Raw genomic sequence first — 16,563 nt, 5'->3', positions numbered from 1 at the left:
CCCCCTCTACCAAATTGATTTCATTGTATAAACGCTGATTTCTTCAACTGCATCCACATCAGCAAATACTGCTTCAAAAATTCCATCTTTTCTTTCTGTATAAAATAACTTCGTTCCTGCAGCCTCTCCCTCATTAATAAAGACCTCAACCACACGACGATCCACAAAAACCTCTAAGCTTTTCACGTCTAAAACATCAGTAACAAAGCTTGCATGACTGGATTTCACCCCTTCTGTTTCAATAGACGTAATTTGATTCTTGCGTTGTAATCGGATTGATCCTTGCTGACTTCTACCAAGTATAAAATAAAAATCACTATCTCCGTTAATTTTAATTTTTGCATAATAAGTATTGCCTTCAATCGAATTTAATAACACATTTTCTTTTGATCCCTTATAAAGAAGCTTGTCTTTTAAGTCATAAACTTCTTTAACTGGTTTCATATACAGATGTTGATTAATAACCTGAAGTTCTCTTGGCAAAGCCATACTTCCATAAGCACCATTCTCTTCGATAACATGCTCATGATAAAAGTCTGATACCCAACCAATTGCAATTCGTCGATTTTCATGCTCAAATGTTTGAACTGCGTAGAAGTTACTTCCAAAATCAAACAGTCCTTTATTATGGACGTCTAATCGATGTCCCTTTAAATCTCCTATGTAATACATCGTCGGTTGAATACGTTGATACTCGTCTGTATAGAACATGTAGGCGGCAACGGCGACAAATTGATGATTTAATTCAAATAAATCAGGACATTCAATGGTATAAACACCCTCTTTAGATTCTGTCAGCACCTCACCGGTATAAATGAAATTCTCCATATCATCTGATTCATACATGACAATCGCTGGGATATCATTAATCTGAGTTCCAAGGACCATTTTCCATTTCTCATCATGATAAAAGACTTTTGGATCTCGGAAATTAAATGAAAAAGGACTCCCTGGTTTTTCAATAATAATTTTTTCTTCTTCAAATGTGACCCCATCTACTGATGATACCATAGTTTGATATTGATTGGTTTCGTCACAGTCTTCTAAAGGACCTATATGTCGTGTTAAATAAAATTGAATTCGATTATCTAACGCCACAGCACTTCCCGAGAATGCTCCCCCTTTTAATTCATTCGATTCTAAGATTTCATCTTGTGGAAATAAAACATAAGGTAAATGAGTCCAGTGAATTAAATCTTTACTAACTGCATGTCCCCAATGCATATGGCTCCATTCTTGAGAATGAGGATTAGCTTGATAAAACAAATGATAGTATCCTTTATAAAAACAAAGTCCATTCGGATCATTAATCCAGTTTTTATACGGTCCAAAATGATATTGCTCACGATAAGGTGTATCGTACCAACTCGCTAGTTCATCTTTAATTTCTAACATCTCGTTATTTTTTACTTCAATAAATTTAACACCCGTATCCAAAATATTTTCGTGTCCACTTAGATAAGCAATTGAACTTTTTGCATTTAAAAGGCTCAGTTGATATTCTGTCTCTTTTTCAAGATTAAACTTTACCAACTTATAATTAAAGATTCCTGATTTAATTGTTGATGATTCAGAAGTACTAAGATTAGTTAAACTTACTTCGCCCTGTTCTTCCTGAATACTTTTTACAAATATCTCTAAGCAATTATATTGCCCTGAATTAAATTTCATAGCTCCCCCTTCTATCGAACCCGTTCGATACTGTTGAAAAAATTATCAAACCCGTTCGATACTGTTGAAAAAATTATCAAACCCGTTCGATACTACTATCATACTATACGCTTACATTTTTTGCAAGCGTTACCCACCAAAATTTGTAAACATTTTTTTTTGCTCTGAAAAGGGAACTCATATTTTTGATATCAGTTCCCCTTCGATTCTTTTAAATGGTTGTCTGTCCTTCTCGCAGCTCCACATCTAATATAAGATGTTGTTTTTCAATCACTTTTCCATCTATTAAACTAACAATCGCATTAGCTGCCTCTTGTGCTAATTGTTCAATTGGCTGAACAACAGACGTCATAATCGTCTCATTCATTGTCGTCATATAAGTTCCATCATAAGCAATCAATTTTAGATTTCCTGGCACCTCATAACCTAATTGCCTTGCTTTTTGCAAACAAGCTAAAATAGCTAAATCAGCACCTAAAATAGCATCAACATCAGGATATTGACTAAATAATTCATCTGCTACCTTCTTAAAATCATCAGGTTCAAAACAATTAATTCCCATTTCAATATCATGAACTTCAATGGAAGCTTTCTCTAAAATATCTCTAAATGATTGATGATATTCGTGGGCTGGTGTATTAACAATGGTTGCCCCTTTAATTTGAACCACTTTTTTACAACCATTACTGATGAGTTTATTCGCAGCTAACACCCCACCTTTATGGTGATCAGAAGAAATAATCGGAATATTAGCATCAATATAACGGTCAATCGCTACTAAAGGTCGATTAATTTTTTGATACTCTTCAACATCTAAAGTGTGAGCCCCCATAATAATCCCATCCATTACCTGTCTGCGTAATAACTCTAAAAATTCTTTCTCTACATGATCACGATTTACCGTTCCACAGATCATTGTTTTATATCCTAACTCATATAAAAACTTTTCGGTATATTTTACAAATGTACTAAAAAAAGGATGATCAATATGTGGAATAATGATTCCTATAATATTCGTTTTATTTCTATATAAATTACGTGCCAATTCATTGGGCATATAATCTAACTCTTTCATTGCTTTTTCTACTTTTTCTCGTGTTTTTTCAGATACATATCCTGTATTATTCAATACGAGTGAGACCGTACTTGGAGCCACTCCAGCCCGTCTCGCAACATCTTTAATACTCGCCATAAATCTCCATCCATTTCAATTTATCATTCTTTCTATTTTATCATAACATCCATTCTTTAGTCATTAAGAACAAAAGCTAGTTCCCCTGATAAGTAACTAGCTTTTGTTTAGTTTTTAATATTCATAATGTCTAGTACTTCTTCAAGAGATTTCACACGATAATCTGCTTGTAATTCAGGTTCCCTATTTCCACTTTCATAAAAACAAGTTTTAACCTTGGCCTTTTGTCCTAGAAGAATTTCAATTTCTCTATCTCCAACAATCATCGCTTCCTTTAGATCAATCTGATACTTGTCTAGTAAGTAATATATCGCTTCAGGATCTGGTTTTCGCGCAAATTGATTGTCTTTTGTCACGATTTCTGTGAATAACTCGACCATTCCATTCTTCCTTAAAATATCATAAGTAGTACTCCCCCGATGCGTTAAAATGTAATTATATCTTCTCGCCTCTTTAATTCTTTGACAAACCTCTTTAGCATATGGAAATGGTAACATGCTTGATAAATCAATGTGACTTTTTTCATCTTGATATACCTCAATTAATTCTTCACCTAATAAAAACCGTTTTTGATAATATTGAACGGCTGTTTTTTCAGAATTCAAAAATAGCTTTAAAACCTCATCATACTTAGCTTCAATTCCATACTTTTTTAATGCTCTTAAAAAGGCGTTGACCATTCCCGGATAAGAATCAAATAATGTACCATCAAAATCCCAAATCACATGTTTAATCATCGTCATTCCCCTATTCATCGCTCATTAAATTAATTCGATATGATCTAAATCTAATTTATATTTAACATCCTTACGCTCAACAATCACATTAATTTTTTCCTTTAATTCAGGATCTTCCATTAGCTTCATCATTAATTCTTTTGTTGGATTAATCGCATATGGTGTTCCAACATGATGGAACATTGTTAAATCCCCTGTCGTATCTCCATAGGCGTAGCTTTGACTTAAATCAATATCATACTTTTCAACTAACTCACGAAGTGCTTTTTGTTTACTAACAGCATCCCACATCGGAATAACATTTCCGTTATAACGCCCTGAATCATCTGTTTCATAAATTGTTCCTCTAAAATCATCCATTTTATACTTCATAGCCATTTTACTTACAAGTTCAATTGGAGATCCTGATATTGCAATAACAATATGTCCTTGTTCTTTATGCCATTTCATTCTTTCACGTGTAAAAGTATAAATACGATCACCTTTTTGATTGATAACTTTTTGTGCCACATGATCAATGTGTTCTTTACTTACACCAAGAATAGCTTGTTTATAAGCATCCACCATCTTCAATAGATACTCATCATAGTCACCTTCACGACGATCCCATTTTAAATAAACAGGTTTCACTTCGTTATGCCAAACATCCTCTTCGATTAATTCATATTTAATAATTTTCTTGAATACTTCCGTAATAAGTCCTTCACGATAAATCGTACCATCAATATCAAAAAAGGCTGCAATCTTAGACATGTTACCCCTCCTGCTGAAATTAAATTTTGAACAACATACTGACACTAAGATTTAGTGTTAACAAATGGTGTTCGGACTATAATAGCAAACTAATTAAAAAAAATCAAGAATAAAACAACATTAAATTTATTCTTACCATTCAGTTTTGTATGCGTTTTACTTTGTCGATTTATAAAATTCTATTTTTTATCATTTACAGCGATAATAAATTCTATTACGTTCATACAATATCATACCTTTAATCAAGAACGATAAATCGAAAAGGGATCTATATGGGAACTTATTATAAAAATTGATTTAAAGATAAATTAATGATTATTATGGGAAATTGGACGAGTGACTGCTATGAGAGGACCATTAAAAGGCGCTAAAATCGTCGTTGTTGATAATGATTAAGTAAATGGCGCAAAAACACTAGTTTATATTCAGGATAAAGTTGGAGAGGCACTCTTTCTAAACTTAGATACCTCCATTGAAGAAAATGCAAAACAAATGGGCGAGCAAACAATCGAATGTTATGAAAAATTAGATATCGCAATCAATGATACTAGTGTAATAGGAAATCCCGTTCCAGTTCATGAATTAACTAAAGAAGAATAAAAGGATCATAAAAGAAGGCGAATTTAGCTTTTTCTATGGTCCTTTATATTGTTCATCTTATTTCAAATTAATTATTTTCTTCGCTATACTTGTGTAGATTTTGAAGATCTTAATTGCATAAGTTTTTCAATTAGGGAATTGACGACGCCACTACCACGACTCACAACTAGCCCAGTAACTATCTCCCCAACATATGGAACAACCATAGTTATTCCTAATATACTAAATAAATCTAACTTAGCACAAACACAAACTGCGATACTTAATATAATTGCTCCGATTTTTTTATAGCTTAATTTCCCATTATTTTTGAATAATGTATTGAATGTTTCAACGGCTGATTCTATCAGAATTGCGACTACGACAACTGCTAGCAGTTCCATCATTAGTTAACCTCCCCCCGAAAATATTAGTTATTCATAAAGATTGATTGTTAAATCCTTTCCTGAACTTATATTTTTTTTGTATAGGATAAACTGATCCAACCAGCCCCACTTTTTAGCTTTCCGAAGCCATTACTTTCATCAACAATTGTATAAACTTCGTTAGCTTTAACAGTAGTAACGACAGGGTAACTAGTACCTGCACCCGATCGAACATTTAATACGGAACAATTCACAATTTTAACTTGATAGCCAGATGAACTGGAAGATGAAGTGGTTGTAACTTTTTCAACATAATCTGTCCCCATTGAAATCCAACCCGCTCCAGATTTCAAGCGTCCTAATCCATTGGATACTTCTACAATGGTATAAACTTCACCTTTTTTAACAGTTCCTACAACTTGACTTGTGAATGAGGCTTCTTTACGAATATTTAATTCATTACAAATCACTTTTACAGTAAAACTTGAAGAACTATCGGTTGAGTCTGTTGGGGAGTCAATTTTAACTTTTTCAACATAGTCTGTTCCCATTGAAATCCAACCCGCTCCAGATTTCAAGCGTCCTAATCCGTTGGATACTTCTACAATGGTATAAACATCACCTTTTTTAACAGTTCCTACAACTTGACTTGTGAATGAGGCTTCTTTACGAATATTTAATTCATTACAAATCACTTTTACTGTAAATTTTAATCCTGGTAAACTTGGAGACTCATCATCAGGTGAATACGGAGGTGAGATAACCGTTGTTCCACTAGATAATTTAGGGTCACATCTTCCCTCTTTAATCGCTTGCAAAACAGTTTCTACTCTTGTTTTAACACTGTTCCAACGACCCTCATCTCGAATTCGGTGTGGACAATTTTTAGCTGAAAAATCAGCATGTTGTTTTAAAGCATCAATTCCTAAATCATATTGATATAGTAGTCGTGCCATCACATAAACTGCATTTTCTTCTGCAGCGGTATATTTAGACCCCCCTGATTTTGAATAACAAATTTCAACGGCAATTCCATAACGATTACCAAGTCCACTACTACCATCACCGGCATGCCAAGCATTACGGTTAAATGGTATTCCTTGAATAACATACGTATCATCTACGGCAAGATGATAAGAAACTGAATTATTATTACCAATCATATAGCTGATTTCATTAGTTGCTGATGCATCATTTGCAGTATTATGACAGACAACATATCTAGGTTTCATGGGATAGGGACACTTGATTGAATATTTACTACTTGAAACTAAGTTTTCTTTAAAAATATAACTCATTTTTATTAACCTCCCTCTAAAGAGTCTTATATTGTATTGTTATTTAGAAGTTCTTGAACTAAATCAATTACTTGGATAATGCACTGGGACGGTTACATATCTTATAATCTTATATATCTTAGTTCCTGTTTTATCATATTCAACAAAATAGTTTATTGAATGGTCCTTTCACTACCTCTGTATTTAATTTTATCTTACAATAATTAGAAATATTAGTTAAAAAGAGATGACTCCTGCACAATACAGAAATCATCTCTTTTTCATTTCGAGGTGGTCGCTCATAAAATCATTTATTGAATATGAATCTTAACCATTTCGATTCGTTTATCTTTCACACATTCGATTTTAAATACAAGGTTTTCATATTCGACCATGCACTCTTCTGTTTCACTTGGAATATAGTCAATTTGGTTAATTAAAAATCCACCTAATGTATCATAGTCTTCTGTCTCTTCATCAAGATTTAATTGCAATTTATCATTAAGTTCTTTTATGCTAATCAATCCGTTAACAATATATGTATCATTATCAATTTTTCGAATAACAGGATCATCGTCATCGTATTCATCATTAATGTCACCCATCACTTCTTCAATTAAATCTTCAATCGTTACAATTCCTGAGAACCCTCCATACTCATCAATCAATACAGCAAGATGGTTTTTAGATTTTTGTAACTCCTTAAATAGTTGATCAATGTTTTTACACTCAGGTACGAAATAAGGCCGATGAAGTAATTTTTTTATATCCACATTTTCAAATCCAACTTGATAAGCTTCATGCAAAAAATCTTTAAGATATAAAATTCCAATAATGTTGTCCATATCGCCTTCATAAACTGGAATACGTGAATAATTTTCTTCTAATAATTCTTCAATTGATAATGGTAGCTTACTATTAATCATATAAACTTCAGTCCGAGGAGTCATAACCTCTTTAGCAAGTTTATCATCAAAATCAAAGATACTATTAATCATTTCTTTTTCAATTTGATTAATGACACCATATTCTTCTCCTGCATCAACCAGTGATTTTATTTCCTCGCGAGATACTTTTTCTTCTAAATCCGTGTCGCTCATTCCAATGACTCGAAGTAATAAGTTAGTCGATAAAGATAAGAGTTTAACGAAAGGTTTCGCAAATTTAGAAACAAAGACAATCGGTCTCACCGACAACATCGCCATCTGTTCTGATTTTTGTAAAGCAATACGCTTAGGTACAAGCTCACCAAAGACGAGTGTAAAATAAGATAAGATTATGGTAATGACTACTAGCGAGATAGATTGTGCATAAGGTATACCGAGCTGTGATAAGGAAGCACCAATAACTTCTGAGATTCCTGTAGCTGCTGAAGCACTTGAAAAAAATCCTGCTAATGTAATCCCCACTTGAATGGTTGATAAAAACTTATTTGGTTCTTCTAATAAATCAACGAGTAAGGATGCTTTCTTATTTCCGTCATCTGCTAACATTTTTATTCGATTTCGATTGACCGATACAATCGCCATCTCCGCTGACGCAAAAAATGCATTCAATAACGTTAATACTAAAATCAAAATAAATTGTGACACTAAGCTCATCGGTTCCGGGTCCATAAAATTTATCTCTCCTCTATATTATGAATTTTACGGCTATTCTAATATATGAAAGACTCTTCAGTATGAGTCAGGAAATTATCTTTACAACTCTCTTTGAATATCTACCTTGATACTAATACTATATTCACTTCCTATCAGGTGGTAACAAAAAATCCCCGCATAAAAGGGCTGTCTCAAACTTGAGATAGCCCCCTTAAAAACGAAACTTATTTATATACACTTCATACCAATCCGTTTTCCATCCTTGTTCCTGACAAAGGGCGAGTAATTGGTTTTCATCATTAACTCCTCGTTCGGTAATTAAACGATGTGTCATTTTATTAACCATTAAACCATTGTCTATATCATCAGCATATTGTTTATAAATTGCATAACTACGTATATGTGAGAATTCACAATTCAGCTTTAATGGATCACCTGTTAATTCATCATATTTAACATTATAAGTTTTCTTACGTTTTTTCTTTAATGTCCGACGCGCTACCGCTTTATCTTTATCGTATTCTAACCTCAGACGAACAACCGTATCACACATATAAATACTCTCATAAAATTCTTTTGATGCAATAAGAGCTAATCCTCTTTTTCCTACTCCATTTTCTTCAATCTCTTTAGCTAACTGCGCAACGACTTGAAAACCTCTAATATATGGCTCCCCATTAAAGTACTGCTTATCTTCACTCGGTAGTTTCATTGCGATATATCTCGCATTATCCACACTAGTTCGTAAAATCGTATGAAGTTTCTCTTTTTTAACCCATATCCATCCTTTTTCATCAACTAAAACACCATCACGCCATGCATTTTTCAACTGTGTTTTAACTCCTTTATAGATTCTTTCATCCATGTCTGGAATGGGATAATTCAAATCTTTGCCTGGATGATAAAGAATTAAATCATTCTTCCCAATGGCTATTCCCTCCCAACCATTTGATTGTACAAATCATTAAGTTGAGCCATTGCATCACTCGCATGAACATGTTTGCAAACATCAGGATGAATGACCTTAGAAATATGATCACGCCAAGTTTTAGCCTTTCGTTTACTACTAAAATGTGTGGCCGTAATTCCTAATTTATTCATTCGCGCTTCGCCATCCAATTCGGTTAAGTAAAAAATGTATTCGCTTGCTTTTGTTGTAAAATAACCGCTTTCGCTAACCGTTTGGTTGGTATTTTCACTCGATGGACTAACCATTGCCTCATCTACGAGGTTTTTACATTCGCTTAAATTTAATTGTTGAATCGCTTTTTGAAAGTCTTCAATCGATACCAATAGCTCCTTCCAACTCCGACCAGAAACATGAATTGTTTTGCCACCAAACTTTTTGATTTCTGCTCTAACTTCCTTAAAATTTCCTAATTTTTTTAATTCGTCTAAATCTTTAACATGTAACCAATCCAATCTTAAACACCTCATTTCGTCTAACTCTACTATCACTTTATTCCTACAGATAGGTAATCAGAACGAAAAAAAGCACCGATTAAATTAATATCTAATCGGTGCTTTTCACTTAAATTATCAAAGCTAAAACTAGCTTTTAGACTGCTCAGTTATTTTAAAATTGGCATTAATACGTCGCAGATTTTAATCTTTGGTGCTTCATCTTTCATTACATGGAGCATCTCCATTTGAGAATTAACAATTCTTTTCTTAATCTCAACTGGAACATAACCTCCATCTGCCTGTAACTCATAGGCATTTGTATTATCACTTAAATAAATGTCTAAGATTTGTTTTATTTTTTCTTTAATACCTTCATCCTCAACAATTCCCATTGTCTCCACGCGTTTACTTAAATTACGATACATCCAGTCAGCACTTGAAATATAAATTTCTTCTTCACCATCATTATAGAAATAATAAATACGGCTATGCTCTAAGAACCGTCCAACAATACTACGTACGGTGATGTTTTCACTAATGTCTTTCATTTGTGGACGCAAACAACAAACGCCTCGAACGATCAATTCAATCTTAACGCCAGCCAAGGAAGCTTCATACAATTTCATAATCATCTGTTTATCATATAAGCCATTCATTTTAGCAATGATATGTGCCTTTTTCCCTGCTTTAGCATGCTTAATTTCTCGATCAATCAATGCTTCAAATTTTAAACGAAGCTTATGGGGAGCAATCGTAATTTTCTTCATTTTATCTGCTGAAGCATAACCTGATAACATATTAAATAGAATCGATGCATCCTCACCCATTTGGTGATTCGATGTTAAAATCCCCATATCGGTATAAAAATTAGCAGTGACATCATTGTAATTACCTGTTCCAAAATGAACATAACGAGTTAAGCCATCCTTTTCTTTACGAACAATTAAAAGAATTTTACAATGTGTTTTTAATCCAATAACACCATAAATCACATGGCAGCCCGATTTTTCAAGCTTACGAGCCCAGTGAATATTATTCTCCTCATCAAAACGGGCTTTTAACTCGACTAGCACTGTTACCTGTTTCCCATTCTCAGCCGCACGTGCTAATGCTTCAACAATTGGCGAATGTCCACTGACTCGATAAAGCGTTTGTTTAATCGCTAAAACCTTTGGATCATCCGCAGCTTGTTGGACCATTTTAACAATGGGATCAAAGGATTGGAACGGATGATGTAATAATATATCTTTCTCACGCAAGACATCAAAGATGGAACGTTCTTTTAATTCAGAAATTGAATTAGGTATAATGCGTGTAAACTTCAACTCATTATAACCTTCAATATTACCTAATTTAGATAAAAAGGTTAAGTCTACTGGTCCATGAACACGGAAAACATAAGCGTCTTCTACTTCGAGTTCCTCTTCAAGAATTTGTACAATTTCACGCGGAGCTGAAGATTCAATTTCTAGACGAATCACTTCTCCCCACTTACGTTGTTTTAATGATTGTTCAATCGTTTCTAATAAATCTTCAGCGTCTTCTTCATCAACGTGCATCGCTGCATTCTTCGTGATTCGATAACAGCAACTATGTAAGACCTCATGGCTACTAAAAAGCTCGGATAGTTTTGGTTTAATTAAATCTTCAAGTAGCATATGGACCGATCCTTTTTCCGTCGGAACAGGAACGATTCGCGGTAAAACAGAGGGAACTTGAATCGTAGCAAAAACTTGCTCATGATCTTGTTTTCCCATCAGTAACAACCCAATATTTAATGTCTTATCTAAAATAAGTGGAAAGGGACGGGCTTGATCAATGACCATCGGTGTCAAAACAGGATAAATTTGATTTTGATAATAATAATCCATGTATCCTTTTGTTTTTTGATCTAACTCCTCATATTTTACTAGCTCAATCCCATACTCTTTGAGTTCATCTAACAATGCATCATACGTCTGATAAAGCTCGGAAACAATCGTTCTAGTCTTAAACAAACTTTCCTTCATTCGCTCAATTGGACTTCGACCAGACATATCCTCTGTCTGAACTTTTGCCTGGCAAATATCATATAAACCAGCAACACGCACCATAAAAAATTCATCTAAATTTGAACTAACAATCGATAGAAATTTCGCACGCTCTAGCAGCGGGTTTTCTTTATTCTTCCCTTGCTCTAATACGCGTTGATTAAATTCTAATAAGCTTAATTCACGATTAAAAAAATAACTTGGCTGATCTAATGATTCCATCACACATCTCCCTATTCTTTTTACCCATTTTATTTCAAACTACCATATTTTTTGGGGGTAATTGTTAATCTTCTGTTATATTTTTATTAATTTTTGGTTAAAAAATTCATCCTTTTTATCTTTGTCTAAAATCACGTTTTTCTTCAATAAGATTTTGTTATAATAAGTAATAACTCGAAAACAAAGGTGTGATTTCATTGAAAAAATTAAGTATTATCGATATTGGGTCAAATTCAATTAAGGTCTTAATTACTAATCTTAATTCCAAGATATATTATGATATTCTTTGTGAAGAAAAAGTCCCATTCCGTATGAGTCAATACATGACGCCAGATCAAACCTTAAGTGAAGAGGGATCAAAGAAATTAATAGATATTCTAAGCTACTTTAAACATCTTAGTGATTATCATCAATCGAAAACCATCTTAGCAATTGCAACCGAAGCGACGCGCCGTCTAAAAAACTCAGAACATATTTTAAATCAAATTAATCAGCAGTTAAATATTCAGGTCGAGCTTCTTCCTGGGGAAATGGAAGCTTATTACGGTTACTTAGCAACACTTCATACGATTGATTTATCAGATTATTTACAAATCGACATCGGAGGATCAAGTATGGAAGTCGTCCTCGTAAAAAATAAAAAATTGATTAACTCGATCAGTCTTCCACTTGGAGCAATCGTCACAAGTAAAAATTTCAATTTAGGAGACGAAATTACCCAAGAAAAATCGGAAACTTTCAAGAATTTTATTAATTCATCGTTTAACGACATTCCTTGGTTAAAAGATGCCATTCATCTACCAATCGTCGGAATTGGTGGTACAATTCGTATGATTAGTAAAATCTATCGTAATCTTATTGGCGATAACTTTAAACTTCAACATCAATACATCCTCACATGTGAGAACTTTCAAACTGTTTACGACATGTTAGCGCCTCTCTCTTTAAAAGATCGCTTAGGTGTAAAAGGAATTACGAAGGAACGTGCGGATATTGTGTTAGGTTGTTTAATGACAATTCGAGCTTTAATGAGCTACATTGATTCTAAAGAACTTGTCATTAACCGCTATGGAATCCGTCAAGGTTTAATCTTTAAACAACTTGATCTTCCAACTCATTCAGTTCTCGATTATTCACTTTGTAACTTGCTCACTCATTTTAAACTTGATGAGCATCATAACGACCGACTAAAACAATCAACGTTAACACTTGCTAATCAATTAGGCATTAATGATCCTTCTTCAGTCAATATTCTAAAAACGATTAGTAAACTTCATCAGATTGGACAAGTCATCTCATACCAAAATGTGAATAAACATACCTTCCATTTACTCATGAATGTCCAAGTAAACGGCTTAACTCCAAAGGAACAATTAATGTGTGCTTATACTGTGAAATTGTTAGATCGCTTCAATATTAAATTAGAACATGCCAATGTCTTAAATGAGCCAGATCTTGCTCACTGTAAAAAACTTTCACTTATCCTTCAACTTGCAAGCTATCTAACTGCATTAAAACAAGAATTCACCTCACTTCATGTAAAGGAAAATAACATACAAATCCAATTTTCACATCCAATTCCAAGCATTTATATCGGAAAACTTGAAACCCTATCTAAACTTTACACAGAAGTCTTTAATAAAAAGTTAATGATTCATTAAACTGATGGTATGAAGCCTATATTACTAAAGTCGAAGCTAGAGTCATCTTCAAACTAAAGAACAAAATAACTACTTCTTTTATCTCTAATAAATTAAAACCTCCCTTACCAAAGATCTTAAATCCTTTGATAAGGGAGGTTTTTTCCATTAAACACGCTTAATTCTTAAACAATAATAAAATGTTACAATTCATGATTATCTAAATTCCACCCAGTTGTATAGAAAAATTTAGGTCTTTCCTAAAAAGATTATTTAATAGTTTCATTTACAATATAAAAAGAAGCTATTGGGAGGTAGCTTCTTTTAAAAACGATACTCTTCAGTAAAAATCTCTGTAAATATGGGAAAGAGAATCTGCTTAGAGTAAATAGGGTAATATATGATTTTGGGAATTTATAGAGAATATTCTCTTAAAGATTAAACCTCTAAGAACATGTTTATTATAACAAGAAACTAGTAGAAAGTTACGACTTGGGTACAAACAACATCTTCTAAGGCATAAACGACATTTAAATCAACTAATGGATTAATTTAAACTGTTCAGATTTTAGTATAATTCTTCCCTCTATTTTATATAGTTTTTTCCTATGTCTCCTAATTCTTTTATGGTAAGATATGAATAGTAGAAAAAACAAACATTTTGTCGTCATTATGAGAATGATTCCAAGCTCTGCATAAGTCATTATTTTTTCATGATACGTATTGAACATTTTTTGTATTATATTGAATTTTTATAGGGGGGAAATTTAACAATGATTAATATTTGTTTATGTGATGATGATCTTAATTATTTAAATTACTATTCTACAAAAATTAATGAATTAGCAGATATCTATCATATTCCGATTATGATGGAAACCTATACCAGCGGTGAAAGCCTTACTTTTGAATTAGAAGACAATCCTAATCGAATCGATATTGTTATTATTGATATTATTATGAAGAAGTTGAATGGAATTGAAGCGGGGCAACTTTTAAGAAAATTCGGTTATACTGGCATTATTATCTTTTTAACTTCTAGTAAAGAATATGCACTCGACTCTTTCTCAGTTGAGCCATTCAATTATCTAATTAAAGATTTACGTGATGAAGAACAATTAAAAGGAACCTTTTTAAGAGCGATGATGGAAGTTGAAAAAAAGAGAAAGAAAAGTATTATGATTTCAAGTAAACAGACAAATAAACTAATTAAACTTGATAATATTTTGTATATTGAAAGTATCGGAAAAAAGGTCATCTTATATAATCTATCCGGTGAAAAAGAAGAACTGAATACAACACTTAATAGTTTAGCTGAAAAAATTAACGAGTATGGATTCATCCGTTGTCACAAATCATACATCGTTAACACAACCTACATCAGCTCCTTTAATAAATCAGAATGCTCTCTTAAGCAAGGGATTACGATTCCAATTGGACGAAAGTACTCGTCTACCTTCAAAGAGAACTATCTAAAAAATGAGCTAGACCATATCCTTTTATAGAGGTACCCTTATGAGTGAGCAGCTAATTCAATTAATTCTTTTTATTTTAATCTATATTTATAATGTTTGTCAGCTAAACTATTTTAACAAGCTATTAACGACGCGATTTTCTTCTCGCATGATGATTACCTTCTTATCACTATTTTTAACACTTGTTTCAATGTTTTTAATCACCTATAAGATTTTCATTCCTCTAACCTACTTTATTTTAAGTATCGTTTTATATTTTTCTCTAAGACTTTGTTTTACTGATCTCAAGTCAGTTATTTTTATTATCTGCATTAACATCGTCTTTCAACTCGTTCTGACACGTGATATCGTCATTGGTGTCTCATCACTCATCACAAACCAAAGTATGTATACTCTTGTCCAGGATAAAGGAAACTATATGCTTTCATTCTGTGTCTCCCGCATTATTGTACTTTTTATCCTGTTTAATTTTAATAAACTACTTCCATTAGATGTTGCTAAGAAAATATTAATGAATATCCCTATTTTAAAGTTTACGATTTTAGTAAAAGGAACACTCGTGATTCTCATGCTAAATTCTAACTATATTGACTTTTACTCCGCTAATATCAAAACAACAACTATTCCATTGTTAATGAATCGAGTAATTATCGGTCTTTGTTACTATTTCCTTTTGTTTACACAAATTCAACAAATCAAATTTAAAGAAGTTGAGCTCAATAATAAATTAATTTCACTACAACTTGAACATCAAGAGGAACTTTATAAAAAACGAGATCACTACGCGGAAATTCTAAGAATGTATAATCACGACTTTAAAAGTGTCTTAACTAATATCAGTTATTTTCTCGATCAAGGAGATATTCCAAAAGCACAAGAAATTTTAAAAACGATTGATTCGGATATTAAAGTTATTGTTACAGAAAATCAGTGTTACTCAAATCGACTGATTGTAGATGTCATCCTAAAATCCTTATCTGAAAGATGTAAACAAGCAAACATTGAGTTTAATGCCGAATGCTCGATTCCTGATCATTTATCACTTAGTGACTTATCACTAAGCCGAATCTTTGGAAACCTTGTAAATAATGCCTATGAGGCCTGTATCAGACAAGATGAGCAGGAGATGAGAAAAATTATCTTTAAAAGTTATATTAAAGATGATTTCTTTATTCTCTATACTCAAAATAGCTTTAATGGTGAAATTATTATTGAACAAAATAAAATCAGAACAACAAAACGAAATAAAAAACAACATGGTGTTGGGATTGAAAGTATTAAAAACATCGTCGAATCCGCTAATGGGATCGCCTTATTTGATGTCAATGAGGAAAAAAATATGTTCAGATTTTACATTAAAATCCCTCTTAGTCATGAGTAAGATCTTTGTTTCCACATTTTCAAACACTCTGTTCTCTCTAAGACAGAATGTTTTTTATAAGATGGATTGGATTATTGATATATACACTATACTTACTTATAAATGAACTCAATTAATTTAATCCCCTGTGCATGGCGCTTAATTACACCCATCTATTTATTTAGACTATAGCCTAAAAGCAATAATTTAAATAGAAAATCGAGTAGGAGATAATT

General features: G+C 32.7%; 13 protein-coding genes. 3 read left to right on the top strand and 10 right to left on the bottom strand.

Translation table 11 applies throughout. The features are described from left to right. Window positions 1-6: 6 nt before the first annotated feature. The 10 genes from NEH75_RS01015 to NEH75_RS00965 form a co-directional block, all read right to left on the bottom strand. Window positions 7-1,671, bottom strand: coding sequence for a glycoside hydrolase family 32 protein (locus NEH75_RS01015; protein WP_055305817.1), 1,665 nt, complete (start codon window positions 1,669-1,671; stop codon window positions 7-9). A 211-nt stretch (window positions 1,672-1,882) separates the two neighbouring features. After that, complete coding sequence (locus NEH75_RS01010; RefSeq protein WP_055305816.1) at window positions 1,883-2,863, bottom strand: LacI family DNA-binding transcriptional regulator; 981 nt, start codon at window positions 2,861-2,863, stop codon at window positions 1,883-1,885. A gap of 107 nt (window positions 2,864-2,970) precedes the next feature. Then, window positions 2,971-3,600 (bottom strand): HAD-IA family hydrolase, encoded by a 630-nt coding sequence (locus NEH75_RS01005; RefSeq protein WP_055305815.1) that lies wholly within the window; start codon window positions 3,598-3,600, stop codon window positions 2,971-2,973. A 24-nt stretch (window positions 3,601-3,624) separates the two neighbouring features. After that, the gene (locus NEH75_RS01000) at window positions 3,625-4,353 is read right to left on the bottom strand and encodes an HAD family hydrolase (RefSeq protein ID WP_055305814.1); all 729 of its coding nucleotides are present in this window, start codon (window positions 4,351-4,353) and stop codon (window positions 3,625-3,627) included. Between the two features lie 683 nt (window positions 4,354-5,036). Continuing rightward, window positions 5,037-5,339: a hypothetical protein gene (locus NEH75_RS00995; RefSeq protein ID WP_055244956.1), complete on the bottom strand. Its 303-nt coding sequence runs from the start codon at window positions 5,337-5,339 to the stop codon at window positions 5,037-5,039. Between the two features lie 65 nt (window positions 5,340-5,404). Next, the gene (locus NEH75_RS13550) at window positions 5,405-6,616 is read right to left on the bottom strand and encodes an SH3 domain-containing protein (RefSeq protein ID WP_317452410.1); all 1,212 of its coding nucleotides are present in this window, start codon (window positions 6,614-6,616) and stop codon (window positions 5,405-5,407) included. A 290-nt stretch (window positions 6,617-6,906) separates the two neighbouring features. Beyond that, the gene (locus tag NEH75_RS00980; RefSeq protein ID WP_212724018.1) at window positions 6,907-8,211 is read right to left on the bottom strand and encodes a hemolysin family protein; all 1,305 of its coding nucleotides are present in this window, start codon (window positions 8,209-8,211) and stop codon (window positions 6,907-6,909) included. Between the two features lie 196 nt (window positions 8,212-8,407). Next, entirely contained in the window at window positions 8,408-9,025 is a 618-nt protein-coding gene (locus NEH75_RS00975; RefSeq protein WP_055242663.1) for a hypothetical protein, read from the bottom strand. 101 nt (window positions 9,026-9,126) lie between these two features. Continuing rightward, window positions 9,127-9,618 carry a hypothetical protein gene (locus NEH75_RS00970; protein WP_055242665.1) on the bottom strand — a complete coding sequence of 164 codons (492 nt, stop codon included), beginning with the start codon at window positions 9,616-9,618 and terminating at the stop codon, window positions 9,127-9,129. Between the two features lie 149 nt (window positions 9,619-9,767). Next, window positions 9,768-11,852 (bottom strand): RNA degradosome polyphosphate kinase, encoded by a 2,085-nt coding sequence (locus tag NEH75_RS00965; protein WP_244969110.1) that lies wholly within the window; start codon window positions 11,850-11,852, stop codon window positions 9,768-9,770. 197 nt (window positions 11,853-12,049) lie between these two features. Between NEH75_RS00965 and NEH75_RS00960 the strand changes: the two genes are divergently transcribed. The 3 genes from NEH75_RS00960 to NEH75_RS00950 all read left to right on the top strand — a co-directional run bounded on the left by NEH75_RS00960 (window position 12,050) and on the right by NEH75_RS00950 (window position 16,348). Further along, window positions 12,050-13,513 (top strand): Ppx/GppA family phosphatase, encoded by a 1,464-nt coding sequence (locus NEH75_RS00960; protein WP_212724020.1) that lies wholly within the window; start codon window positions 12,050-12,052, stop codon window positions 13,511-13,513. 752 nt (window positions 13,514-14,265) lie between these two features. After that, window positions 14,266-14,997: a LytR/AlgR family response regulator transcription factor gene (locus NEH75_RS00955; RefSeq protein ID WP_055242671.1), complete on the top strand. Its 732-nt coding sequence runs from the start codon at window positions 14,266-14,268 to the stop codon at window positions 14,995-14,997. A gap of 10 nt (window positions 14,998-15,007) precedes the next feature. Then, complete coding sequence (locus NEH75_RS00950; protein WP_262940878.1) at window positions 15,008-16,348, top strand: sensor histidine kinase; 1,341 nt, start codon at window positions 15,008-15,010, stop codon at window positions 16,346-16,348. Window positions 16,349-16,563 lie beyond the last annotated feature (215 nt).

It is taken from the genome of Turicibacter sp. T129 (assembly GCF_025594975.1).
GTDB lineage: Bacteria > Bacillota_I > Bacilli_A > MOL361 > Turicibacteraceae > Turicibacter > Turicibacter bilis.
This window is presented reverse-complemented; position numbering and strand designations above follow the sequence as displayed.

Bases quoted from the DNA above. Each gene is read 5' to 3' on its own strand.
- NEH75_RS01015 (WP_055305817.1), bottom strand. From the start codon at position 1,671: ATGAAATTTAATTCAGGGCAATATAATTGCTTAGAGATATTTGTAAAA.
- NEH75_RS01010 (WP_055305816.1), bottom strand. From the start codon at position 2,863: ATGGCGAGTATTAAAGATGTTGCGAGACGGGCTGGAGTGGCTCCAAGT.
- NEH75_RS01005 (WP_055305815.1), bottom strand. From the start codon at position 3,600: ATGATTAAACATGTGATTTGGGATTTTGATGGTACATTATTTGATTCT.
- NEH75_RS01000 (WP_055305814.1), bottom strand. From the start codon at position 4,353: ATGTCTAAGATTGCAGCCTTTTTTGATATTGATGGTACGATTTATCGT.
- NEH75_RS00995 (WP_055244956.1), bottom strand. From the start codon at position 5,339: ATGATGGAACTGCTAGCAGTTGTCGTAGTCGCAATTCTGATAGAATCA.
- NEH75_RS13550 (WP_317452410.1), bottom strand. From the start codon at position 6,616: ATGAGTTATATTTTTAAAGAAAACTTAGTTTCAAGTAGTAAATATTCA.
- NEH75_RS00980 (WP_212724018.1), bottom strand. From the start codon at position 8,211: ATGGACCCGGAACCGATGAGCTTAGTGTCACAATTTATTTTGATTTTA.
- NEH75_RS00965 (WP_244969110.1), bottom strand. From the start codon at position 11,852: ATGGAATCATTAGATCAGCCAAGTTATTTTTTTAATCGTGAATTAAGC.
- NEH75_RS00955 (WP_055242671.1), top strand. From the start codon at position 14,266: ATGATTAATATTTGTTTATGTGATGATGATCTTAATTATTTAAATTAC.
- NEH75_RS00950 (WP_262940878.1), top strand. From the start codon at position 15,008: ATGAGTGAGCAGCTAATTCAATTAATTCTTTTTATTTTAATCTATATT.